The following is a 24618-nucleotide window of genomic DNA, read 5'->3' as shown; positions in this document are numbered from 1 at the left end:
CCGTTAGGGATGTCAGTGGCCGTGGCTGCGGCCTACGTGTGAATGCTCTGCATCCGGTGCGGTTATCGCCCCGTTCACCTCAAGATGCTGCAGGATCGAGCACTGTACCTCCTGGGCATGGCAACGCTGGCGCAGTTCCAGTAATTGTTCCTGCAGGGCCAGTAGCCCATCGATTCGGGCCTTGACGTGCAGGATGTGTTCGTCAATCAGCGCGTTGACGCTTTCACACTGGTCCTCCGGACTATCGCGCAGGCGTAGCAGGCTGCGGATTTCATCCAGGGTCATGTCGAGGGTGCGGCAGTTGCGGATGAAGGTCAGGCGCTCGACATGAGCCTGGGTGTAGAGCCGGTAGTTACCCTCACTGCGCGCGGGCTCCGGCAGCAGGCCTTCGCGTTCGTAATAGCGGATGGTTTCCACTGGGCAGTCGGTGGTTTTCGCCAGTTCACCGATTTTCATCGCACATTCCTCGGCAGATTGCTTGACCCTATAGTGGCTACAGGGTGTGTACTTGGCAACAGGACCTTTAGGGATGAACCGTATGAACCCGCCTGTCAGCCACAATCACGCCCAGCATGCGCATGATGATCACGGCCATGACCACGATCATGGTCATGAAGCGCACGCCCACGCCTGCTGCTCGGCCGCCGAGGCACCGGCGCTGATTCAACTGAGCGAGGCGAGCAGTGCTCACGCTCGCCTGAGTCGCTTCCGTATCGAGGCCATGGATTGCCCGACCGAACAGACCCTGATCCAGAATGCACTGGGTAAGCTGGCAGGGATCGAGCAACTGGAATTCAACCTGATCAACCGTGTGCTTGGCGTGCGCCATACCCTGGCTGAGGCAAAGGTTATCGAACAGGTTATCGCTGGCCTGGGCATGCAGGCCGAACCGCTGGCAGAGAACGCCGAGGCGCAGGATGAACCGCATGTAGCGGCGAAGAAGCCCTGGTGGCCGCTGGCGCTTTCTGGCGTCGCAGCACTGGTGGCGGAAGTGATTCACTTCACGGCGGTCGCGCCGAACTGGGTGGTTGCGCTGGTTGCGCTGGTGGCGATCCTCAGCGGTGGCCTGGGTACGTACAAGAAGGGCTGGATCGCCCTGAAAAACCGCAACCTGAACATCAACGCCCTGATGAGCATCGCGGTGACGGGTGCGGTGTTGATTGGTCAATGGCCGGAAGCGGCGATGGTGATGTTCCTGTTCACGCTGGCCGAGCTGATCGAGGCGCGCTCGCTGGACCGTGCGCGCAATGCCATCGGCAGCTTGATGCAGTTGAGCCCTGACCGCGCCACTGTGCAGCAGGCGGATGGCCAGTGGCTTGAGACGGAGGTCAAACAGGTGCTGCTGGGCGCTCGTGTACGGGTTCGTCCCGGAGAGCGCATCGGGCTGGATGGCGAGGTGCTGCTAGGACAATCCAGCGTCGATCAGGCGCCGATCACCGGCGAAAGCCTACCGGTCGAGAAGCGGCCGGGTGACAAATTGTTCGCCGGCACCATCAATCATGCCGGCGCCCTGGAGTTCCGCGTGACCGCACCTGCCGGTCAATCGACCCTGGCGCGGATCATCAAGGCAGTGGAGCAGGCACAAGGCGCACGGGCGCCGACGCAACGCTTCGTTGATCAGTTCGCACGCATTTACACCCCGGTGGTGTTTGCCCTTGCCCTGCTCGTAGCAGTAGTGCCGCCATTGTTTACCGGGGCGGCATGGTTCGACTGGATTTATCGGGCCTTGGTCTTGCTGGTGGTCGCGTGCCCCTGCGCCCTGGTGATTTCTACCCCGGTGACCATTGTCAGCGGCCTGGCCGCGGCTGCGCGCAAGGGCATTCTGATCAAGGGTGGCGTTTACCTGGAGGGCGGCCGCACGCTTGATTTCCTGGCCCTGGACAAGACCGGTACCATCACTCACGGCAAGCCTGTGCAAACTGATTTCCAACTGCTCGATCCACTGTTCGAGAGCGCAGCGCAGCGTATCGCCGCCAGCCTCGCCGCACGCTCCGACCACCCCGTATCCCGTGCGGTAGCGCAGCAGGCTGAACAGCAGGGTGTCGTCGTGCACGAGGTTCATGACTTCCAGGCCCTGCCGGGGCGAGGCGTTCGTGGGCAGGTCGAGGGTACCTTGTACCATTTGGGCAACCATCGGCTGGTGGAAGACCTCGGCCTGTGCTCGCCGCAACTGGAATCCCGCCTCGACCATCTGGAGCGCCAAGGCAAGAGTGTGGTGCTGTTGCTCGACGGTTCTGGCCCGTTGGCGCTGTTTGCCGTGGCCGACACAGTCAAGGACAGCAGCCGTGAGGCCATTGCCCAATTGCATGAGCTGGGGATTCATACCGTCATGCTGACCGGCGACAACCCGCACACCGCCGAGGCCATTGCTGCCCAGGTGGGCATTGATCGGGCCTACGGTAACCTGTTACCCGCCGACAAGCTCAAGACGATCGAAGACCTCTACGACAAGGGCCATCGGGTGGGTATGGTCGGTGACGGGATCAACGATGCCCCGGCACTGGCACGGGCCGAAATCGGCTTCGCCATGGCGGCAGCCGGTACCGACACTGCCATTGAAACGGCTGATGTGGCGTTGATGGATGACGACTTGCGCAAAATTCCGGCCTTCGTCAGGCTCTCGCGCGAAAGCGCGGCGATTCTGAAGCAAAACATCGTGCTGGCCCTGGGGATCAAGGCGATTTTCCTGGGCATCACCTTTGCTGGCATGGCGACCATGTGGATGGCCGTGTTTGCCGATATGGGTGTCAGTTTGTTGGTGGTCTTCAACGGCCTGCGCCTGCTGAGAAAATGAGGATGTATGTTGAGTGCCGAGTTGAAAGCGTTCTACATGGTCGCGCGGTTGGGCAGCATTACCCTGGCGGCGAAGAAGCTTGGGCTCAGCCAACCGACCGTGACCACGCAGATCCGCAACCTGGAAAGTCAGTATGGTGTTGAGCTTTTCTACCGTGGAGGTCGACGCCTGACCTTGAGTGACGATGGGGTGCGCTTGTTGCCCATGGTCAAGGTGCTGTTGCAGCAGGAAGCGGATATCGAGTTCTTTCTGCGTAACAGCGGCCAGGCTCAGGGCACCTTGCGTGTCGCCGCGACAGCGCCGTACTACATCCTCGATCTGGTGAAAATCTTCCGTGAGCGCTTGCCGCAGGTTGAGGTTTCGGTAGAAATCGGCAACTCCCAGCAGGTGCTGGAGTTGCTGGAAGACTACCGAGTGGACCTCGCGGCCTCCTCGCAGTTACTTGAAGATGCCCGGCTGGTACGGCGGGTGCTCGGCACCGACCCGCTGGTGGTGGCGGTGCACCGCAATCATCCGTTGGCCAATCGTGAGTCAGTGCCGCTCAGTGCCTTGAGCGGGCATTGCCTGCTGATGCGCGAGCAGGGTTCGACGACTCGCCGCCTGACCGAGCAGATGCTGGCCGATGCCGGGGTGAAGGTCGGCTCGTTGTTGGAGATCGGCAGTCGCGAGTCGATTCGCGAGGGCGTGCTGCGCAACATCGGCATCAGCATCATTGCCCGCCATGAAGTGCCGCATAACCCGGAGTTGCGTGTGCTCACCCTGGAAGGCGCCCCGCACATGTACGAGTACCTCTACTGCCTGAAAGAACGGCGCCAGGCCCGTTTGCCTGCGGCATTTCTTGGCCTTGCCCAGGAAGTCGCTGCCTGCGACCTGTAGATCAAGGCCACGTATGAGCCTTTGTATCGCAGGCAAGCCTGCCACAGAACGGTCTTTACGCTTCGTTTTGTAGACAGGTTCTTTTGAGCATGGGGTCGCGGGTGATGGCAGGTAACCCAAAACTGCCTATACCACTATCGGTAGCTTTTGCCTGCGCGCCACAGAAGCTTCGCATTCGCCTCCTAGCATGGCCCTCATCTGCTCGGTGAGGCTCTGCCATGAACAACCCGCTCGTAAACCCTGGCGCACAGATGAAGGTGCGCGGTATCCACAAACGTTTCGGCGCCTTCACGGCCCTGCAGGATGTATCCCTGGATGTCGCCGCAGGCGAACTGGTCTGCCTGCTTGGTCCTTCCGGTTGCGGCAAGACCACGTTGTTGCGTTGCATCGCCGGGCTGGAGCGTCAGGACCGTGGCACGTTGTACATCGGTGATCGTGATATTTCCGACCTGCCACCGCAGGCGCGGGACTACGGCATTCTGTTCCAGTCCTATGCGCTGTTTCCCAACCTGACAGTCGAAGCCAACATTGCCTATGGCCTGAGCGGCAGTGGCCGTGATGAAGTGCGCCGACGGGTGGCGCAGATGCTCGAACTGGTGGGCCTGTCGGGCAGTGAGAAAAAGTACCCCGGTCAACTCTCTGGCGGGCAGCAGCAGCGCGTTGCCTTGGCGCGTGCCCTGGCGCCAGCCCCGTCATTGTTGCTGCTCGATGAACCGATGTCGGCGCTCGATGCCCGTGTGCGTGAACACTTGTGCAGCGAGCTACGCCAGTTGCAGCGCCAGCTTGGCATCACCACCCTGATGGTGACTCACAATCAGGACGAGGCCATGCTGATGGCCGACCGCATTGCCGTGATGAACAACGGGCAGGTCGAGCAGTACGCCGCCCCGCAGGCGATATATGACAAGCCCGCCACCCCGTTTGTGGCCGAGTTCGTCGGCCAGGGAAACTGGCTTCCGTTCCAGCGCAGCAGCGACAGCCATGCTCAGGTCGGTTCGATGAACATGCGCCTCGACCAAGGAGTTAGCCAGGCCCGCAGCGGTCGGTTGTTCTGCCGACCCGAGGCGATCAGTGTCAACCCGCCGACCCACGAAGAAAACCTGTTTCCGGCGCGGGTGCGGGAAATCACGTTCCTCGGCAACCGCTGTCGCATGAGCTTTGAGTTCAACGAACTGCCTGGCCATCCGCTGTTGGCGGAAGTCGCTCCGGAGGCCATGCCACGCTTGGGCTCACAGGACATCTGGGTGGCCCTGCCTCCGCGCAGCCTGCAGGTGTTTGCCTGAGATGGCTGCGCCAATCGCACTGCCGGGCGCCCAGGCGTCCCGCACTCAATCGGCCCGCATCGCACGGGGTGATCGCCTGTTCGTGGTCGGCGGCAAGGTGGTGTTGCTGCTGCTTTTGACCATCGCTGTCCTGTTGCCGCTGCTTGCGATCTTCTGGCGTGGTTTCAGCAGTGAGGCCGGGCAGGGCGGCGGCCTGACGGCGGCCATTGAACTGGTGACCAGCGCCAACTTTCATTGGCTGCTGGGTAACAGTCTCAAGGTATCGCTGAGCGTGGCCGCCATTGTCGTGCCCGTGGCCTACCTGTTCGCCTATGCCCTGCAGCGTACGCTGATTCCGGGCAAGTCGATCTGGCGCGGGATCTCGCTGTTGCCGCTGCTGGCGCCGTCGATGTTGCCAGCCATTGCACTGGTTTACCTGTTCGGGAACCAGGGGCTGCTGCGCGGTCTGCTCAACGACAACATCTATGGCTTCTGGGGCATTGTCCTTGGCGAGGCGATCTACACCTTTCCCCATGCCCTGATGATCCTGCTGTCGGCGCTGTCACTGGCCGATGCGCGGCTGTTCGATGCCGCCTCCAGCATGGGCGCAGGACCTTGGCGGGCTTTCCACAGCATTACCTGGCCTGCAACCCGGCAGGCGGTATTCGCTGCGTTCTGTCTGGTATTCACCCTGACCATCACGGACTTCGGTGTGCCGGTCGTGGTGGGCGGCGACTATCAGGTGTTGGCACTGGAAGCCTACAAGGCCGTGGTGGGGCAGCAGCAGTTCGGTCGCGGGGCACTGATCGGTATGGTGCTGTTGCTGCCGGCGCTGTTCAGTTTCGCGGTCGATGCCTGGTTGCGCCGCCGTCAGGGCGATGCAATGAGTGGTCGGGCGCAGGTCTTCCTGCCGGCAGCATCGCGGCAGCGCGATGGCTGGTTCCTGGCGCTGGTGCTGCTGGTGTGCGCGATCCTGTTGCTGGTAGTGGGCATGGCGGTGTACTCGTCGCTGGTGAAGTTCTGGCCTTACAACCTGTCGCTTTCACTCAAGCACTACCAGTTCGACGACACCGCCGGTGGCGGCTGGCTCGCTTATCGCAACAGCCTGAGCATGGCCCTGGGCGTGGCACTGATTGGCAGTGTGCTGATCTTCACCGGTGCCTACCTGATGGAGAAAACCCGCGGCCAACGCAGCCTGAACCTGCTGTTGCGCCTGCTCAGCTTTGTGCCGATGGCCGTGCCGGGGCTGGTGCTGGGTCTGGGCTATGTCTTCTTCTTCAACCTGAGTGGCAACCCGCTGCACGTGTTCTACGGCAGCATGACGCTGCTGGTGGTGTGCACCATTGCTCATTATTTGACCACCGCCCAGATGACCGCGACCACCGCGCTACGCCAACTCGACAGCGAGTTCGAGGCCGCTGCGCTGTCGCTCAAGGCGCCGCTGTACCGGCATTTCCTGCGGGTCACTGTGCCGATTTGCCTACCCGCACTGCTGGACATCATTCGCTACCTGTTCGTCTCGGCGATGACCACGGTATCGGCGGCGATCTTCCTCTACAGCCCCGACACCATCCTCGCCGCCGTTGCCGTGTTGAACATGGACGATGCCGGCAACGTCGGCGGCGCGGCGGCCATGTCCACCCTGATTCTGCTGACCAGTGCGAGCGTATCGCTGCTGTTGGCCTGGGCTTCGCGCGGCCTCCTGCAACGTTCCCAGGCCTGGCGCCAGCGCGCGCCAGGCCACTGATTACCCTCTAACCTGTACTGCTCAAGGAACCGCACCATGTTCAAGCCATGTGCTCTTGCCGCTGCCCTCCTCACTGCCATGACTGTGCAGGCCCAGGCCGCTACGACTCAACTGACGGTGTACACCGCACTGGAAGCCGAGCAGTTGAAGACCTACAAGCAGGCGTTCGAGAAGGCCAACCCGGATATCGAGATCAAATGGGTACGTGACTCCACTGGCATCATCACCGCCAAGCTGCTGGCGGAAAAGGATCGTCCGCAAGCCGATGCGGTCTGGGGCCTGGCAGCCTCCAGCCTGGCGATCCTCGACCAGCAGGGCATGCTGCAACACTATGCCCCGCAAGACCTGGAAAAAATCGGCGGCAACTACCGCGACGCGGCCAACCCACCGGCCTGGGTTGGCATGGACGTCTGGGCGGCGACCATTTGCTTCAACACCATCGAGGCCGAGAAGCAGGGCCTCAGCAAGCCCGTGAGTTGGCAGGATCTGACGAAGCCGGAATACAAGGGCAAGATTGTCATGCCGAACCCAGCGTCCTCCGGTACCGGCTTCCTGGACGTGAGCGCCTGGTTGCAGACCTTTGGCGAGCCGCAGGGCTGGGCGTACATGGACGCTTTGCACCAGAACATCGGTCAGTATGTCCACTCCGGTTCCAAACCGTGCAAGTTAGCCGCGGCGGGTGAATTTCCGATAGGTATTTCCTTTGAGTACCCAGCGGTTCAACTCAAGCGTCAAGGCGCGCCGCTGGAGATCGTCTTGCCGAAAGAAGGCTTGGGCTGGGAGATCGAGGCAACGGCCGTGCTCAAGGGTAGCCAGCATGAAACGGCCGCCAAGCGTTTAGCGGACTTTTCTGCCAGCCCGGCGGCAATGGAGCTGTATAAGGAAAACTTTGCGGTACTGGCCCAGCCGGGCGTCGCCAAGCCACAGACCGAACTGCCCGCCGACTACGAACAGCGCCTGATCAAGAACGACTTCGGCTGGGCTTCGAAAAACCGCGACAGCATCCTGGCTGAATGGCGCAAGCGCTATGACGGAAAGTCGGAAAAGGTGGCGCAGCAGTAAGCGACAGGGCCTACAACTCTTGCACCAGGGCTTCAAGCTGCTCCTGGCGCTCGGCCTGGCTCAACCTCGCCCCCGCATTGAGTGACGACCATTGCGGGTGCGCCCGCGCCTTGTTGAGCGCCTCGGGCAGCTTGCCGTCACGCCAACTGTTGTCCTGGGGCGTGCCCAGTTTGATGCGGTCCTGCGCCGCGTGCCCACGGCTGTCCAACGCGTGGGCCAGTTGGCGTTGACGCAAGGCGAGCAGGCGCAACACGCCATCGTCCACCGTCAGTTCGCGTTGCCCTTTGAGCTTGCCCAGCAAGCGCGAACCATAGTTGCGCGCGGTCTGCAGTGCGCCGCCGGCAATGGCACCCGCCAGTGCCGCCGCACCCAGGGTCAGGCCTCCCACCAGCAAGTCAACGCCGGCGCCTGCGGCGGCTCCCGCTGCTACGCCGCTACCCAGGCGAACACCCAGCAGCTTGAGGGTTTCCGGGTTGAACAGGTCATCACCCCAGCGTCCGTCGAGCAATGGCAGATCTTCGGCGCTGGCATCCTGGCTACGGAAGGCATAGAGCTTGAGCAGGGCGTCGACGCAACGTTGCTCGCGTTGGCGTATGGTTTGGCGCAACTGCTCGATAGCTGCCGCTTCCTGTGCGGGTTCTGCCACCACACTGCGGCGACAGGCTGCGCAATCGAGCAGCAGCTCGGCGATCAGTTGGCGGGCGCTGTGCCGTCGCGCTTCGCGCTGCGCCTGTTGGTCTTCGATCAACCGCTGCAGGGCCGGGCGAGCACTTTCCAGCAGAATGCCAAGGCTCTCATAGAGCCTGCGTTCGCCATCTTCCGGCGGGGCCACGCTGTCGAAGCGCACCAGCGCATGCAGCCCCAAACGGGCCAGTGCTTCGCGCCAGTCCGGCTCACGGTGGTTGCTGCTGGCAACGAAATTGAGCACCGGCAGCAACGGTTTACCGCAACCTGCCAGCACTTCCAGTTCATCGCGGTACTTGGCCAGTACCGGCTCGCGGGCGTCGATCACGTATAGCCCGGCATCGCTGGCCAGTAGCTGGCGCAGCACCTTGGCTTCCTGTTCAAAACGCTGTCGGGCTTCGCTGCCCTGAAGAAACCGCTCCAGTCGTGCCGGGCCGTCGAGGCGTTCGCCGGGCCGCTCCAGGCGTTCGAGGTAGTCGAGCAGGGCGATGGCGTCTTCCAGGCCGGGTGTGTCGTAAAGCTCCAGCAGGGGCTCGCCCGCCACCGACAGCCGTGCACCTTCCACGTGGCGGGTGGTGCTGGGGCGGTGCGAGACTTCACCAAACCCCACGTCACGGGTAAGGGTGCGCAGCAGCGAGGTCTTGCCGACGTTGGTGTGGCCGACCACGGCCAGCTTCAAGGGCTCAGTCATGGCCATGCTCCAGCCAGTGCAAGGGGGCCGTGTCGGCGAACGTCAGGTCCAGTTTTTCCAGGGCCTGATGCCAGTCGCTCAGGCGCTCGCTGTCCAGTGCTTGCCCTGGGGGAGCCGGCATCAGCCAGACTCGCGTGGCCCCGGCGCTGCGCGCCAGTTCGGCGATCAAGGCCAGGCTGCCTCGGTCAGGCGAGCGGCGTGGGTCGCAGGCTATCGCCAAGCGTGCAGGAGGGAAGCGGCTCAACTGCTCGAGTAGCCGGTTGCGCGACTCGCGGCTATCGAGGACGCCGGCATCCACGACGGTGGCGGGTAGCGCCGGGGGCCACGGGCGCTGGTCGTCCAGCTCAAGACCCACCAGCAGGGCGCCTGCGCTGTGTTCCGCGTCGGCCAAGCGGGTGACCTCGGGCATGGCTGCGGGTTCTGGGTCGTTGATGCCCAGGCGTTCGCTACTGGGCATCAGCGCCTCACGCAAGGTGCTGTAGCCGGGCAGGTCCAGGCTCAAGTGCTGACGACCACGCCGCCAGCGCCACAGGCAGGTAGCGGCCAGCAGCAGGCGCGGCAGCAGGCCGTAAACCACCAGCACGCCCAGCAACCAATCCGCCCAGGCCTGGCGGGCCAGCTCCAGCACCGGTTGGCTGACGCCGCTGGCGCGGATCATGTCCACGTCAGGTACGCTGAAACCCAGCAGTGCCGGCAAGGCGCCCAGTGCCTGGGTCAGGTCAATGAAGGTCTGGTCGCCGAGAATGGTGGTCTCCCAGACAAAGCCATAACGACGGGTTGCCAGCAGCACCAGCAGCACCAGCAGGGCGCTGCCCAGTGCCAACAGCCAGAGACCGTTGACCAGTGTCCCGAGCAGCCAGCGGTTGAGGCGCTGGCGTTGCAACAACAGGAGTAAGGCCGGCGCCAGATGCACCGCCTGAGCGTCACGGGCGAGCTTTTCGCTTAGCCATAGCCACACACGGCCCAGGCTTGCACCTTGCTCGCCGGCCAAGGAAAAACTCATCGCCCAGCTCAGCAATAGCAGCAGGTTGACCCCAAGCAGGCTGCCCACGGCCCAGAACACGTTCACCGGTCGCTGGCCGTCGCCCAGTGCGGCAAAGGCCAAACCGGCACCGCTCAGCGCGGCCGCCACCAACAGCACCAGCAGGGCCAGTCGCGCCCCCTGTTTCCAATGCAGCAGTGCGGCACGCATGCCGTCGCGCTCTGCCAGCCAGAGCGCACGGTTTTCGATCCGCGTTGCGAGATCACCCCCCAGTTGGCGGGCACGGCGATTAGCCTCCTGATCGTCCAGGTGGCCGGCGTGTTCTTCGCGCAAGCGCACCGCTTCGGTCAGCCAGCGCTTGTCCAGGTCTGTCAGTCCAGTCACGCAAAAGTCCATTGATCACGTCAGCGCAGAGCATAACCCAGGCGTGGCACAGCGGGCTTTGCTATCCTCGCCGACATGAAAACATCACTTCCCCTCAGCCTGATCGCGGCCCTCGCCGAGAACCGTGTGATCGGCATCGACAACCGCATGCCCTGGCACCTGCCGGGGGATTTCAAGTACTTCAAGGCCACCACCTTGGGCAAACCGATCATCATGGGGCGCAAGACCTGGGATTCGCTCGGTCGGCCATTGCCGGGCCGGCTCAACCTGGTGGTTAGCCGCCAGCCCGGGCTGACGCTGGACGGCGCCGAGGTGTTCGATTCGCTGGAGGCGGCCATCGCCCGTGCCGACGCCTGGGCACGTGAGCAGGGTGTGGACGAACTGATGCTGATCGGCGGTGCGCAGCTCTACACCCAGGCGTTGGCGCGTGGCCTGGCAGATCGCTTGTACCTGACCCGTGTTGAGTTGAACCCGGAAGGGGACGCCTGGTTCCCTGAGTTTGATGCTGCGCAATGGCGCTTGGCATCCACCCAGGAAAACCCGGCCAATGAACAGACCCCGGCCTATCACTTCGAGGTCTGGGAGAAGGCCTTGTAGGCGCTGACGCCGAACTCAGGTATGTGACAGCGCCGCGTGTTCATCCGCCGCCAGCAGTGCCTTGTCGGTCTGCTGCATCATCTGGCTGGTAATCACGCCCGCTGTCATGGAGCCGCTGACGTTCAGTGCCGTGCGGCCCATGTCGATCAGCGGTTCTACCGAAATCAGCAGCGCCACCAGCTCCACGGGCAAGCCCATCGCCGGTAGCACGATCAGCGCGGCGAACGTTGCCCCGCCACCCACGCCGGCAACACCGGCCGAACTCAGGGTCACAATCGCCACCAAGGTTGCGATCCAGAGCGGGTCGAGTGGGTTGATGCCCACCGCAGGTGCAACCATGACCGCCAGCATTGCCGGGTACAGGCCGGCACAGCCGTTCTGGCCAATGGTGGCGCCGAACGAGGCAGCGAAGCTGGCAATCGACTGCGGCACGCCCAGGCGCTGGGTTTGCGCTTCGATGCTCAGCGGAATACTGGCTGCACTGGAGCGGCTGGTGAAGGCGAAGGTCAGCACCGGCCAGACCTTGCGCAAGAAACGCAGCGGGTTGATGCCGCTCAGCGACAACAACAGGCCATGTACCACGAACATCAGCCCCAGGCCGATGTAGGACACCACCACGAAGCTGCCCAGTTTGAGGATGTCGTCCAGGTTCGAGCTGGCCACCACCTTGGTCATCAGTGCGAGCACGCCGTAGGGGGTCAGCTTCATCACCAGGCGTACCAGGCGCATTACCCAGGCTTGCAGGGTGTCGATGGCCGCCAGGGCTCGGTTGCCTTTTTCTGCATCATCCTTGAGCAACTGCAGCGCGGCCACACCGAGGAAGGCTGCGAAGATCACCACACTGATGATCGAGGTTGGCTTGGCCCGGGCCAGATCGCCTACCGGGTTCTGCGGGATGAACGACAGCAGCAATTGCGGGATATTCAGGTCGGCGACCTTGCCGGCGTAATCACTCTGGATGGTCTGCATTCGCGCCATTTCCTGAGTGCCGGCGACCAGCCCTTCGGCACTCAGGCCAAACAGGTTGGTCAGCAGGATGCCGATCAACGCGGCAATGGCCGTGGTGAACAACAGGGTGCCGATGGTCAGGAAGCTGATCCGGCCCAGTGACGATGCGTTGTGCAGGCGCGCTACGGCGCTGAGGATCGACGCGAAGATCAGCGGCATGACGATCATCTGCAGCAACTGCACATAGCCGTTACCGACCAGATCGAGCCAACTGAGGGTGGCCTTGAGCACCGGGTGGCCGGCGCCATAAATGGCATGCAGAGCGGTTCCGAACAATACGCCGAGGATCAGGCCCGCGAGGACCTTCTTCGCCAGGCTCCAGGTACTGTTACGGGTTTGTGCCAGGCCTAGCAACAATGCGAGGAACGCCAGCAGGTTAAGGGTTAACGGCAGATTCATTGAAGCTCCAGAACAAAGCAGGGGCATCGCTTCTGTGTGCGATTGCGAACAGAAATGCTAACAGCATGAAAACTGACGAATTTATATCGAAATGGAATTTGCTTAGTTGTTTTTGGAATAAAAAGTGTTGCGAAGCGTTGATGCGATAGTAAAAGGGGGTGACGGGCCACGCTAACTCTAGGTGCTAGGAGCTGTCCTACGAGCGCTGTCGAACTTGAAAGATTGTCCGGGGGAAGGTGTGAGACTACTTTCGTTCAATTGGTGCGTAATCGGCGGTCGGGTGTGCGAAACCGAGGACCTTACGTGCATCAGTGAAGTTATGGCGGCTGTGCGCGGGCAGACTCATGTCTGGCCGGTTTTCAAACTCCCGGTTTCTCACCCCGCGCATGGCTGCCACCTTAATCTTGTGAAAGTGATTCCGTCCGTTCACGGTTGAGAGCGCACTGGAAGTGAGGTCGGTTTCATCGGCAGGGCTGGCGTCTGCCTCACCATAGCGATGGGGAGGTATGAGAGGGGTGTCAGTCAGTTCGCGGCGCCTGCATCGCAGGCAAGCCTGGCTCCCACGGGACTGCGCGAAAATTTGGCGGGCCAACGATTTGCCCGGACCTTGTTGATCGCACTGCTGTAATTCTAGGTTTTAGGAACTATCCTACGAGCGCTGTCGCCTTGGGGTGCTTGTCCTGTGTATGTCTCGGTATTAGCTTCGACCTGTCACTGAAAATCCAGTGATCGGGCGTGAGAACCCGCCAGTCAGATACAGGGCGCAACCCTTTATGGCGTTATGTCATGGTAGCCGTGCGCGGGCAGACTTCGGTCTGGCCGAGCTCCTGTATCCTCGGTTTCTCACCCCGCGTACGGCTGCCACCCTATCTCGTGAGAAAGATCGGATGGCAGCTCCTTCATCAGGTACAGGAGTGCACCATGAAAAAAATCGTCCCCGATCCACCTCCCGCCCTTGGCACCACTGCCGCCATCCCTTTTGGCACCTGCCAGTCCAGTCATCCTCCGATGTTCAGCGTTTGCAGCGGTATCCAGGCCGAAGACGCGCTGGTTCATGCGACCCTATTGCTGCGCGGTATCCGTGACGTTACCGACTACTACTGTCAGCACCATGCCGAAGAAACCGGGCGTGGGATGTTGTGGTCGGTGTTGCATTCGGCGGAGATGGCCAAGGCATTGGTTGAAGGCGTGTTGGATGGGATGCCGGTGTCGTCGGCAGGGCCGGCGCCTACGTCAACGTAGCGAGCGCATGATTCTGCAGGGCGGGCTTGCCTGGGAAGGTATCGGTGGGGGCGCCGGTTCACGACGCCTGCATCGCAGGCAAGCCTGGCTCCCACTGGATTGCACAAGGCGGTGTGGGAGTTGGCTTGCCAACGATGGGTTTGGGCCGCTAAGGCGGTCTCAGGCGACGATCAGTGCCTTGACCTTGTTCATCGCGTTCTTTTCCAGCTGGCGAATACGCTCAGCCGACACGCTGTACTTCTCGGCCAGGTCATGCAGGGTAGCCTTTTCCTCGGCCAGCCAGCGTTGGTAGAGAATGTCGCGGCTACGGTCATCCAGGCCCTGCAGGGCTTCGTGCAGGTTGCTGGTGGAGTTGTCGCTCCAGTCGGCATCCTCAAGCTGACGGGCCGGGTCGTAACGGTGGTCTTCCAGGTAGTTGGCTGGCGATTGGAAGGCGCTGTCGTCATCCGCTTCAGCGGCGGGGTCGAAGGCCATGTCCTGACCGGTCAGGCGGCTTTCCATCTCGCGCACTTCACGCGGTTCGACGCCCAGGCTTTCGGCGACACGATGCACTTCATCGTTGTTCAGCCAGGCCAGACGTTTCTTTTGGCTGCGCAGGTTGAAGAACAGCTTGCGCTGAGCCTTGGTGGTCGCGACTTTGACGATCCGCCAGTTACGCAGGATGAATTCGTGGATCTCGGCCTTGATCCAGTGCACGGCGAACGACACCAGGCGAACGCCCATTTCCGGATTGAAGCGTTTGACCGCTTTCATCAGGCCAACGTTACCTTCCTGGATCAGGTCAGCCTGGGCCAGCCCGTAACCCGAGTAGCTGCGGGCGATATGCACGACGAAACGCAGGTGGGCGAGCACCATTTGCCGAGCCGCCTCAAGATCCTGCTGGTAGTAGAGACTCTCGGCCAGTTCACGCTCCTGCTCGACGGTCAGCAAAGGGATGCTGTTGACCGTGTGTACGTAGGCCTCCAGGTTTGCACCGGGGACCAGGGCATAAGCAGGTTGCAACGAAGTGGTCATACGAAAAAACCTCCGACTCACTGAATTTGTGCCCGTGGGCACTGCCAGCATTGACCGGGGAACCCAAAACAAGTTCCCCCAAGCGATACGTCAATGCAGGCAAAAAGACACTTTTATCGCGGTGCGAGCTCGCTCAAGTGACGAGCGACCGCAATCCAAGCACCGATATACCCTAACAACACTGCACCAAGCAAGAGCGATAGACCATCGGCTGGTGGAACGCCTGCCAGTGCGAAATCGCTACCGTAGAGACCAGAAAGCCCGATAACGGCATCATTCAGCCAGTTCAAGCCAAATGCCAGCACGCCCCAGGACAGTACGCCTGCGCCAAATCCGTAGAGCGCGCCCATGTACAGGAACGGCCGGCGGACATAGCTATCGGTGCCACCGACCAGCTTGATGACCTCGATTTCGATGCGACGGTTTTCGATATGCAGACGAATAGTGTTACCAATTACCAGTAGCAGCGCTGAAACCAGCAGCACGGTCAAGCCGAAGACAAAGCGGTCACCCAGCTTCAGAATCGCTGCCAGGCGCTCGACCCAGACCAGATCCAGCTGGGCCAGTTCAACCCGTGGCAGTTCGGCCAGGCGCTGACGCAAGGCCTCAAGGGCCGGTTTGTCGACTTCTTTCGGGGTGACCACGATCACGCCGGGCAACGGGTTTTCGGGCAGTTCGCGCAGGGCTTCGCCGAGGCCGGACTGCTTTTGAAACTCATTGAGCGCCTGGTCTCGGCTGACAAACTCCGCTTCGGCGACACCGGCAATGCCCTTGATCTGGTCGCGCAAGGCTTCGCCATCACGGCTGCTGGCGTCCAGTTTCAGGTACAGGGAGATTTGCGCTGCGCGCTGCCAGGAGCCACCGAGTCGTTCGACGTTGCTCAGCAGCAACGACAGGCCCATGGGCAGGCTCAGGGCGACGGCCATCACCAGGCAGGTGAAGAAGCTGCCAATCGGTTGTTTGCCCAGGCGCCGCAGGCTGTCGAGAAGGCTCGAGCGGTGGCTTTCCAGCCACGCGCGCAGCAGGGTGCCGAAGTCCGGGCCGTCATCCTCGTCGTTGCCGCGTTTTTTCTTCTCCGGGGCTGGGTCGGCCGGTTTCGGTGCCACCCGCTCGGAAACCTTGGGACTACGTGTTGCACTCATTGCCCGGCCTCCCCATCGCCGATCAAGCGGCCGCGCTGCAAGGTCAGCATGCGATGACGCATGCGTGCGATCAGGGTCAGGTCGTGGCTGGCGATCAGCACACTGGTGCCCAGGCGGTTAATGTCTTCAAAAACACCCATGATCTCCGCGGCCAGGCGCGGGTCAAGGTTACCGGTCGGTTCGTCGGCCAACAGCAAGGCCGGGCGGTGAACGATGGCCCGGGCGATACCGACGCGCTGCTGCTGCCCTGTGGACAAGTCGCCCGGGTACAGCTCGGCCTTGTCCGACAAGGCCACGCGTTCAAGTGCGGAGTCGACTCGCTTGGCCACTTCGACCTTGGACAGGCCGAGAATCTGCAGTGGCAGGGCGACGTTGTTGAACACGGTGCGGTCGAACAGCAACTGGTGGTTCTGGAACACTACGCCAATCTGGCGGCGCAAAAACGGAATCTGTGCGTTGCTGATCTGCCCCAGGTCCTGGCCAGCCAGCAGCAACTTGCCGCTGGTTGGACGTTCCATGGCCAGCAGCAGGCGCAGCAAGGTGCTCTTGCCTGCGCCGGAATGGCCGGTGACGAACAGGAATTCGCCCCGACGTACCCGAAAACTCAATTCATGCAGGCCAACGTGACCATTCGGATAGCGTTTGGCGACCTGTTCGAATCGGATCATGGATGCTCCCGCTCGGCAAACAGTGCTTTAACAAAGGGTTCGGCCTCGAAGGTCCGCAGATCGTCGATGCCTTCGCCCACACCAATGTAACGAATGGGCAAGCCAAACTGCTTGGCCAGGGCGAAGATCACCCCGCCTTTGGCCGTGCCGTCGAGTTTGGTCAATGCCAGGCCGGTCAGCTCAACGCTCTGGTTGAAGTGCTTGGCCTGATTGATGGCGTTCTGCCCGGTACCGGCGTCCAGCACCAGCAGGACTTCGTGTGGGGCAGCGGCATCGAGTTTGCCCATTACCCGACGGACCTTCTTGAGCTCTTCCATCAGGTTGTCTTTGGTGTGCAGGCGGCCTGCGGTGTCGGCGATCAGCACGTCGATACCACGGGCTTTGGCGGCCTGCAGCGCGTCAAAGATGACTGAGGCCGAGTCGGCACCGGTGTGCTGGGCAATGACCGGGATATTGTTGCGCTCACCCCAGACCTGCAACTGCTCGACTGCGGCGGCACGGAAGGTGTCGCCGGCCGCCAGCATGACTTTCTTGCCTTCAAGCTGCAGTTTCTTCGCCAGTTTGCCGATGGTGGTGGTCTTGCCCGCGCCATTGACGCCGACGACCAGAATCACGAATGGCGTGCTCTGTGACTGAATGCGCAACGGTTGCTCAACCGGCTTGAGCAGGTCGGCCAGTTCGCCTTGCAGCGACTTGTACAGTGCATCGCTGTCGGCCAACTGCTTGCGCGCGACCTTCTGGGTCAGGCTCTGGATGATCACCGACGTGGCTTCAACGCCGACGTCGGCGGTCAGCAGACGGGTTTCGATTTCGTCGAGCAGGTCGTCGTCGATGGCTTTCTTGCCCAGGAACAGGCTGGCCATGCCTTCGCCGATGCTGGCGCTGGTTTTCGACAGGCCTTGCTTGAGGCGGGCAAAGAAACCGGTTTTGGCTTCCTCGGTGCGCTCTGGCACCGGCTCGACCGGCGTAGCCACAGGCGTAGGGGGTGCGGCCTGGGTGATAGGCGCAGGCGCGACGGGTGCAGGTGCAGGTGCAGGCTCGACGGCTGGCTCAGGCGTTGCAACCACCGGAGGGTGCGGCTCAAGCGGCTCAAGCGGCTCAACCGGTGCGGCGCGGTGCGGAATCGGCGGCGGCGAATGCGGCTCAAGGTCGGCCACCAATGCCACCGGCTCCTCAGGAACCGGCAAGGTCAACCCGGCAGTCGGTGCTGCCGGGGCAACAGCGGGGGCAAGCTCAGGCGCGGGCGTCGGGGCCGAAGTCGGGGCGACGTTGATCGCCGGCTCGGCGACGGGTGGCGCGACCGGCTCAGGTGCATCCTGGGCGGGCGGCTGTGGCTGTTCGACAACCGGCTGCTTTTTGCGCAGCCAACCGAACAGGCCCTTCTTTTCACCGGCCGGGGCCGGGTTCTTTTTGTCGTCGTTGGAACCAAACATGGAAGACGGCTATCTCAGGGTAGCGATGCGCCACTGCGGCGCCTCAAAAAATTCTTTCAACGCAGAACAGACTATGTTTAAACCGACTTGTTCATGCGCACATTTTGTCGAGAAGCTCTCGGGCTTGAACCCCGACAGGCATGGTCGTCTGGCAACCGGATCAGTATCCTAGCACCTCCTCGCCCGCAGACGCTAAGACCAAGCGGGCAGTCCTACAGGTTGAACAACGAATGAATGCTCTAGCCCGCCGCGCCGCTGGCCTGCTGCTCAGCACAGTTATTCTGCCGTTCGCGGCCTTTGCCGCCGATCCGCAGCCCACTCACGAGTTCTTTCTCGACAACGGCCTCAAGGTGGTCGTGCGTGAAGATCACCGCGCCCCCGTGGTGGTTTCGCAGGTCTGGTACAAGGTGGGCTCCAGCTATGAGACGCCGGGGCAGACCGGTTTGTCCCATGCCTTGGAGCACATGATGTTCAAAGGCAGCGAGAAACTGGGTCCTGGCGAAGCTTCCCGCATCCTGCGTGACCTGGGTGCCGAAGAAAACGCCTTCACCAGCGATGACTACACCGCCTATTACCAAGTGCTGGCCCGTGACCGCTTGCCGGTGGCCTTTGAGCTGGAAGCCGACCGAATGGCCAGCCTGCGCCTGCCGGCCGATGAATTCAGCCGTGAAATCGAAGTCATCAAGGAAGAGCGCCGCCTGCGCACCGACGACCAGCCTACAGCCAAGGCCTACGAGCGGTTTAACGCCATGGCCTACCCGGCCAGCGGCTATCACACTCCGACCATCGGCTGGATGGCCGACCTTGATCGGATGACCGTCGAAGACCTGCGCCATTGGTACCAGTCCTGGTATGTGCCGAACAACGCCACCTTGGTCGTGGTCGGTGATGTCACCCCGGACGAGGTCAAAAACCTCGCCCAGCGCTTTTTCGGGGGTATCCCCAAGCGTCCGGTGCCATCGGCGAAGCTTCCGCTGGAACTGGCCGAGCCTGGCCTGCGTCAGCTGACCCTGCATGTACGCACTCAACTGCCAAGCCTGATCTATGGCTTCAACGTCCCGAGCCTGGCGACTGCAAAGGACCCACGTACCGTACACGCCCTGCGCCTGATCTCGGCCCTGCTGGATGGGGGCTACAGTGCCCGCCTGTCGACCCGCCTCGAGCGTGAACAGGAACTGGTGTCTGGTGCGTCCACCAACTACGACGCGTTTGCCCGTGGCGACAGCCTGTTCGTGATTTCGGCCACGCCCAATACCCAGAAGAACAAGACATTGGCCGACGTCGAGGCCGGTATCTGGAAGCTGCTCGAAGAGCTGAAGACCACACCGCCGTCGGCTGAAGAGCTAGAACGCGTGCGTGCCCAAGTGATCGCCGGGTTGGTCTACAACCGCGATTCCATCAGCAGTCAGGCCACGACCATTGGTCAGCTGGAGACGGTTGGCCTTTCCTGGAAACTGATCGACAACGAGCTGGAGGAGCTGAAAAGCGTGACCCCGGCTGACATCCAGAAGGCCGCGAGCACCTACTTCACCCGCGAGCGCCTGAGCATCGCCCACGTATTGCCCGAGGAAAAGGCTCATGAGTGAGCGCACGACTCCCCGTTACACCCTGATGGGCCTGGGTATCCTGCTGGCGGTAGCACTGCTGGCATTCTTCCTGGCTCGCCCCGCCCAGTCCGATAACGCTGCTGTCGCAGAAAAACCGGCGGCAAAGCCAAGCAGTACTTTGCAGTCGCTGGCTGAGCTCGACAACAAGGCGCCCAGCCGCCGCCAACTGGATATCCAGACCTGGAATACCGCTGAAGGCGCCAAGGTGCTGTTCGTCGAAGCCCGCGAGCTGCCGATGTTCGACCTGCGCCTGACCTTCGCTGCAGGCAGCAGCCAGGATGGCGATGCGCCAGGCCTTGCGACCCTGACCAACGCCATGCTCAACGAAGGCGTCGCCGGTAAGGACGTCAGTGCTATTGCCGAAGGCTTTGAAGGCTTGGGCGCAGACTTCGGTAACGGCGCCTACCGCGACATGGCTGTCGCGACCCTGCGTAGCTTGAGCAGCACAAGCAAGCGTGAACCTGCGCTCAAACTGTTCGCTGAGGTGGTCGGCAAGCCGACGTTCCCAAGTGATGCCTTGGCACGAATCAAGAACCAGTTGCTGGCAGGTTTCGAGTACCAGAAACAGAACCCCGGGAAACTGGCTAGCCAGCAATTGTTCGAGCGCCTCTATGGCAGCCACCCCTACGCTCACCCGAGCGATGGCAATGCCAAGAGCATTACCCCGATTACTGTCGAACAACTGCGGGCTTTCCATGCCAAGGCCTATGCGGCCGGCAACGTCGTGATCGCACTGGTCGGTGATTTGAGCCGCGAGGACGCCGAAAAGATCGCAGCTCAGGTGTCTGCCGCGCTGCCTAAAGGTCCGGCACTGGCCAAAGTCGCCGAGCCGAGCGAGCCCGCGCCGGGCGCCAGCCATATCGACTTCCCGTCCAAGCAGACCCATCTGCTGCTCGCCCAATTGGGCATTGACCGCAACGACCCGGATTACGCTGCGCTGACGCTGGGTAACCAGATCCTCGGGGGTGGCACTTTCGGTACTCGGTTGATGAGCGAAGTACGAGAGAAGCGGGGTCTGACCTACGGGGTGTACTCTGGCTTCAGCCCGATGCAGGTACGCGGCCCGTTCCTGATCAACCTGCAAACCCGCGCCGAACTCAGCGAGGGCACCCTGAAGCTGGTTCAGGACATTCTGCGTGACTACCTGAAAACCGGCCCGACCCAGCAAGAGCTGGACGACGCCAAGCGTGAACTGGCCGGTAGCTTCCCGCTGTCCAACGCCAGTAACGCCAGCATCGTCGGCCAGTTGGGTGCCATCGGCTTCTACAACCTGCCACTGACCTACCTTGAAGACTACATGCAGCAGTCCCAAAGCCTGACCACTGAACAGGTCAAGGCGGCACTGAACAAGCATCTGGTCGCCGACAAGATGGTCATTGTCACGGCAGGGCCAAGCGTGCCGCAAAAGCCTTTGCCGCCACCTACTGACAAACCCGCCGAGCAGCCGCTCGGTGTTCCGGAGCATTAATGGCCAGTCCCTCCGCAAAACCGGCCCGGGCCCACAACGGCCAGGGCCAGCTGCGCATCATTGGCGGCGAATGGCGTAGCCGTCGTCTGAACTTTCCCGACGGTCCGGGCCTGCGTCCGACCCCGGACCGGGTTCGAGAAACCCTGTTCAACTGGTTGGCCGCCTACATTGAAGGCGCCCGTGTGCTGGACGCGTTCAGTGGCAGCGGGGCGTTGTACCTTGAGGCGTTGTCGCGCGGCGCCGCCTCTGCGGTGGCGCTGGACAACAATCCGGCAGCGATCGCCAGCCTCAAGCAGAACCTGGAACTCCTGCGCTGCCCACTTGGCCAGGTGATCCAGAGTGACGCCCAGCGTTACCTGCAGGGGGAGCCGAGCGCTCCCTTTGATGTGGTGTTTCTCGATCCGCCGTTTCATCAGGACTTGCTGAGTACGACCTGCAGCCTGCTTGAAGAGCGCCAATGGCTGGCGCCACGCGCCTGGATCTACACCGAGAGCGAGACCGCACCGTCGAGCCTGCAAATGCCAGGGAACTGGCGCTTGCACCGGGAGAAAAAGGCTGGCCAGGTACACTATGCCTTGTGGCAGCGCACCTGATAGCGCGTCAGGCTCGCCTTCTGGCGGGCCTGACACCTCAATAACTATCTACACCCATCCCCCTTGGCGGAACGCAGAAGCTACTCCGGCACTTGATGCCACTTTATGGAGTACTTCTCATGCTCAAGAAAACCTTACGATGGGCGCTCGCCTGTCTTGCCCCCGGCCTGCCGCTATTGGCAACGGCCAGTGAACCCGCCCCCTTGCAGCACTTCACCCTCGACAATGGCCTGCAGGTCATTTTGCGAGAGGATCGTCGTGCCCCTCTCGTTGAATCGCAGCTGTGGTACCACGTCGGCTCCAGCTACGAATATCCCGGTCAATCGGGATTGTCCCATGCACTGGAACACTTGATGTTCGAGGGCAGCAGCAAAATCGGCCCTGGCCAGTTTGCAAAGATTTTCGCCCGCATCGGGGCCACGGAAAACGCCTTCACGACACATGACGCGACGGTATTTCACCAGACCTTGCCCAGCGACCGGCTTGCAATTGCCCTGGAGGCAGCAGCTGACGCGATGGAAACCGCACGTTTGGGCGCAACGGAATATGCGCGTGAGATCGAGGTAGTAAAGGCTGAGCGCCGCAGACGGGTGGACAACACGCCCATTATGCTGGCTGAGGAGCGCGTCCTGTCCCATGCCTATGCACAGAGCAGTTACCGGACGCCGACCATTGGTTGGGCAAACGACCTTGAGCAGATGCACGTCGAGGAGCTGCGGCAGTGGTATCGCGACTGGTATGTCCCCAACAACGCCACCCTTGTGGTGGTGGGTGATGTAAGCCTTGAAACGCTTAAACCCTTGGTCGAGCGCTATTTCGGTGCCATTGCGCGCCGAGACACTCCGGTGAAGAAGGTGCCTCGCGAGCAGGGTAGCGTGGGTGAGCGTCGCCTGGACCTGCGCCTGCCCCAGCTGGAGCCTGGCCTGATACTGGCGTTTAACGTCCCCAGCGCGGCGACGGCTGAAGCGCCTTATCTGCCCCAGGCATTGCGCCTGATTCCGCAGATACTCACGGAAGGCTTCAGTTCACGCATGAATGCCCAGCTGCTTCGTCATGAAAAACTGTTGTCCTATGTGCAGTCTACCTACGAGCCCTACCGGCGCGGCGACACGCTGCTGACGCTGCATGCCTTCCCAAACCCGACCACGCAACCCGCATTGGCTGACGTCGAAATGCGGGTCTGGGAAATGCTCGAAGCACTCAAGTCCACACCCCCTACAGCCGCCGAACTGGCACGTGCCAAAGCGCGCCTGATCGCCTCGCAGGTGTATGTCCGCGACGAATTGGGTGCACAGGCCGACGCCATCGGCGAGTTCGTCGGCAGTGGTTTACCGCTGACCTACCTGAACGACGAAAGCCAGGCACTGCAAGCTGTTACCGCCGAGGATGTTCAGCGCGCAGCCCAAAGCCTGTTGACGCGTGAGCGTTTGACCATTGCCTATCTGCAGACCAAGGAGGTCGACCATGAATAACCTCAAGGCACGCCTGCGTCATGGCGTGATGGGTGTATTAAACATTACGCTCTTCACCCTGATGACATCGACCGCCGCAACAGCAACAGATGAACTGTTCGGCGGTCTTACCTCGCCTCACGAGATTGATCTGCTCAGCCACCCGGAGATAAAGCAGGACATTCAGACCTGGCGTACCGACGCAGGCACTCAGGTGTTGTTCGTGCATTCGCCTGGCCTGCCCATGTTCGATCTGGTCCTGAAGATTGATGCCGGCAGCGTCCGGGATGGCGACACGCCCGGGTTATCCGCGCTCACCGTGAGCATGCTCAACGAAGGGACCAACGACTACAACACCGACGAAATTGCCGAACTGTTCGAGCAGCACGGCGCTAAATTCGCGACCCGTTATGAAGCGGACTATGTCTCTGTTTCGCTGCGCAGCCTGAGCGCTGCCGAGCACCGCATACCGCTGGTTGAGCTGTTCGCCGAGGTGGTTGGCAAGCCCACGCTGGGCGCCACTCAGTTGCAGCGGTTGAAAGGGGAGATGCTCAATCAGTTGAACGATGACAACAATTGGATGCCGTTTTTCCTGAAGAGCGAGTCATACGCCCAGCTCTTTCGTGGTCACCCCTACGCTCAGCCGTCAGGGGGCACGCCAGAGGGTATTGCAGCGGTTACCCGCGAAGCCTTGCACAGGTTCCACAGCCAGACCTACACCTCGCAGAACATGGTCATTTCACTGATCGGTGATCTGACGGTGGAGGAGGCCAAGGCCATTGCCGAAACCGTTAGTCAGGCGCTGCCCGAAGGGCCGGCTCAACCTCCGATTGCCAGTACGTCAGAAGCTGAGCCCGAGGTTCTGCATTTTGAGCGCCCGAATGCACAAACCGATGTCATGCTGGCATTTCCGAGCATCACGCTAGACGACCCGGATTATGTTGCCATGGAGATTGCCAGTATTTTATTGGGCAACCATCCCAACTCACGCCTGACGAATGAGCTGCGCCAGAAACGTGGGCTGACCTATGGTGTTGTGGCCACGTTCATGCCGTTCAAGGCTGGCGGTTCGTTGCAGATCAAATGGGATGTAGAACCACGCTACAACGAGGCTTCCCAGGCGTTGGTCAGTGAAATGCTGGAGACATTCTTGCGTAACGGCCCGACCCAGGAAGAGCTGGACCTGGCCAGACAGCTATTTCGTAGCGAAGCGCTCAACGCAATTTCGGTCAACGCCCTCGCGGTGCGGGAAATTTCTGCCATAGGCTTCAACGGTAGACCGCTTGATTACATTCAGCGTCAACAGGAAGACGCCCTCGCCTTGACCCCAGAGGCTGTCAGGCTTGCTGTAAATCGCACGTTGGACCTTAAGAAGTCGGTGTTCATCAGTGTTGGCCCCGAGGTGCCTCAGGAGCCATTGCCCGAGCTATTGTTGATTACACAAGCCGACGAATAGTGGCGGTACAACGATTATGGTTTGTGGCAACTTAGTTGACGCTAGAAGAGGAATCGAC

Annotated in this window: 20 protein-coding genes; 12 read left to right on the top strand and 8 right to left on the bottom strand. The window is 61.6% G+C overall.

The annotated features are described in order from the left end of the window. Positions 1–12: 12 nt before the first annotated feature. Positions 13–456 carry a Cd(II)/Pb(II)-responsive transcriptional regulator gene (gene cadR, locus IE038_RS09380; RefSeq protein ID WP_163937740.1) on the bottom strand — a complete coding sequence of 148 codons (444 nt, stop codon included), beginning with the start codon at positions 454–456 and terminating at the stop codon, positions 13–15. An 82-nt stretch (positions 457–538) separates the two neighbouring features. On the opposite strand from cadR, the gene IE038_RS09375 reads away from it, so the two are divergent. The 5 genes from IE038_RS09375 (at position 539) to IE038_RS09355 (ending at position 7741) form a co-directional block, all read left to right on the top strand. Continuing rightward, positions 539–2794: a heavy metal translocating P-type ATPase gene (locus IE038_RS09375; RefSeq protein ID WP_189395542.1), complete on the top strand. Its 2256-nt coding sequence runs from the start codon at positions 539–541 to the stop codon at positions 2792–2794. Positions 2795–2800: 6 nt separating this feature from the next. Then, complete coding sequence (locus IE038_RS09370; protein WP_163937736.1) at positions 2801–3670, top strand: LysR family transcriptional regulator; 870 nt, start codon at positions 2801–2803, stop codon at positions 3668–3670. A gap of 218 nt (positions 3671–3888) precedes the next feature. Beyond that, entirely contained in the window at positions 3889–4953 is a 1065-nt protein-coding gene (locus IE038_RS09365; protein ID WP_163937733.1) for a putative 2-aminoethylphosphonate ABC transporter ATP-binding protein, read from the top strand. Position 4954: 1 nt separating this feature from the next. Then, entirely contained in the window at positions 4955–6679 is a 1725-nt protein-coding gene (locus IE038_RS09360; protein ID WP_163937730.1) for a putative 2-aminoethylphosphonate ABC transporter permease subunit, read from the top strand. A 36-nt stretch (positions 6680–6715) separates the two neighbouring features. Then, on the top strand, positions 6716–7741 hold the full coding sequence (locus IE038_RS09355; RefSeq protein ID WP_163937727.1) for a putative 2-aminoethylphosphonate ABC transporter substrate-binding protein: 1026 nt from the start codon (positions 6716–6718) through the stop codon (positions 7739–7741). Between the two features lie 10 nt (positions 7742–7751). Here the strand turns inward: IE038_RS09355 and IE038_RS09350 are convergent, their stop codons facing one another. Together IE038_RS09350 and IE038_RS09345 are read right to left on the bottom strand one after the other, a co-directional pair. After that, on the bottom strand, positions 7752–9116 hold the full coding sequence (locus IE038_RS09350; RefSeq protein ID WP_189395508.1) for a GTPase/DUF3482 domain-containing protein: 1365 nt from the start codon (positions 9114–9116) through the stop codon (positions 7752–7754). Beyond that, the gene (locus IE038_RS09345; protein WP_189395507.1) at positions 9109–10494 is read right to left on the bottom strand and encodes a DUF2868 domain-containing protein; all 1386 of its coding nucleotides are present in this window, start codon (positions 10492–10494) and stop codon (positions 9109–9111) included. Before IE038_RS09345 ends, IE038_RS09350 begins: the two co-directional genes overlap by 8 nt. A 63-nt stretch (positions 10495–10557) precedes the next feature. On the opposite strand from IE038_RS09345, the gene IE038_RS09340 reads away from it, so the two are divergent. Next, positions 10558–11079, top strand: coding sequence for a dihydrofolate reductase (locus IE038_RS09340; RefSeq protein WP_163937724.1), 522 nt, complete (start codon positions 10558–10560; stop codon positions 11077–11079). Between the two features lie 15 nt (positions 11080–11094). Here IE038_RS09340 and IE038_RS09335 read toward each other — a convergent pair whose 3' ends face one another. Then, positions 11095–12486, bottom strand: a complete 1392-nt coding sequence (locus IE038_RS09335; protein WP_189395506.1) for an L-cystine transporter — start codon at positions 12484–12486, stop codon at positions 11095–11097. Between the two features lie 921 nt (positions 12487–13407). Here IE038_RS09335 and IE038_RS09330 point away from each other — a divergent pair. Then, positions 13408–13728, top strand: a complete 321-nt coding sequence (locus IE038_RS09330) for a DUF3077 domain-containing protein (protein ID WP_163939907.1) — start codon at positions 13408–13410, stop codon at positions 13726–13728. 159 nt (positions 13729–13887) lie between these two features. On the opposite strand, the gene rpoH is transcribed toward IE038_RS09330, so the two are convergent. The 4 genes from rpoH to ftsY form a co-directional block, all read right to left on the bottom strand. Further along, a complete protein-coding gene (rpoH, locus tag IE038_RS09325) occupies positions 13888–14742 on the bottom strand; it encodes an RNA polymerase sigma factor RpoH (protein ID WP_163939903.1) in 855 nt (284 codons plus the stop codon). 113 nt (positions 14743–14855) lie between these two features. After that, a complete protein-coding gene (ftsX, locus tag IE038_RS09320) occupies positions 14856–15884 on the bottom strand; it encodes a permease-like cell division protein FtsX (protein ID WP_163939902.1) in 1029 nt (342 codons plus the stop codon). Next, the gene (ftsE, locus tag IE038_RS09315; RefSeq protein ID WP_163939901.1) at positions 15881–16552 is read right to left on the bottom strand and encodes a cell division ATP-binding protein FtsE; all 672 of its coding nucleotides are present in this window, start codon (positions 16550–16552) and stop codon (positions 15881–15883) included. The genes ftsX and ftsE overlap by 4 nt, the downstream gene beginning before the upstream one ends. Beyond that, on the bottom strand, positions 16549–17985 hold the full coding sequence (ftsY, locus tag IE038_RS09310) for a signal recognition particle-docking protein FtsY (protein ID WP_189395505.1): 1437 nt from the start codon (positions 17983–17985) through the stop codon (positions 16549–16551). The genes ftsE and ftsY overlap by 4 nt, the downstream gene beginning before the upstream one ends. Positions 17986–18215: 230 nt before the next feature. Here ftsY and IE038_RS09305 point away from each other — a divergent pair, with 230 nt between their 5' ends. The 5 genes from IE038_RS09305 to IE038_RS09285 all read left to right on the top strand — a co-directional run bounded on the left by IE038_RS09305 (position 18216) and on the right by IE038_RS09285 (position 24560). Then, a complete protein-coding gene (locus tag IE038_RS09305; RefSeq protein WP_189395504.1) occupies positions 18216–19571 on the top strand; it encodes a M16 family metallopeptidase in 1356 nt (451 codons plus the stop codon). Next, positions 19564–21060 carry a M16 family metallopeptidase gene (locus IE038_RS09300; protein WP_189395503.1) on the top strand — a complete coding sequence of 499 codons (1497 nt, stop codon included), beginning with the start codon at positions 19564–19566 and terminating at the stop codon, positions 21058–21060. Before IE038_RS09305 ends, IE038_RS09300 begins: the two co-directional genes overlap by 8 nt. Continuing rightward, complete coding sequence (gene rsmD, locus IE038_RS09295) at positions 21060–21653, top strand: 16S rRNA (guanine(966)-N(2))-methyltransferase RsmD (protein ID WP_163935352.1); 594 nt, start codon at positions 21060–21062, stop codon at positions 21651–21653. Before IE038_RS09300 ends, rsmD begins: the two co-directional genes overlap by 1 nt. 119 nt (positions 21654–21772) lie before the next feature. Beyond that, the gene (locus tag IE038_RS09290; protein ID WP_163935355.1) at positions 21773–23125 is read left to right on the top strand and encodes a M16 family metallopeptidase; all 1353 of its coding nucleotides are present in this window, start codon (positions 21773–21775) and stop codon (positions 23123–23125) included. After that, positions 23118–24560 (top strand): M16 family metallopeptidase, encoded by a 1443-nt coding sequence (locus tag IE038_RS09285; protein ID WP_189395502.1) that lies wholly within the window; start codon positions 23118–23120, stop codon positions 24558–24560. The genes IE038_RS09290 and IE038_RS09285 overlap by 8 nt, the downstream gene beginning before the upstream one ends. Positions 24561–24618: the final 58 nt, after the last annotated feature.

This window comes from Pseudomonas laurentiana, from assembly GCF_014648275.1.
Lineage (GTDB): Bacteria > Pseudomonadota > Gammaproteobacteria > Pseudomonadales > Pseudomonadaceae > Aquipseudomonas > Aquipseudomonas laurentiana.
The sequence above is the reverse complement of the archived record's forward strand: the minus strand, read 5'-3'. Positions and strand labels throughout refer to the sequence as shown.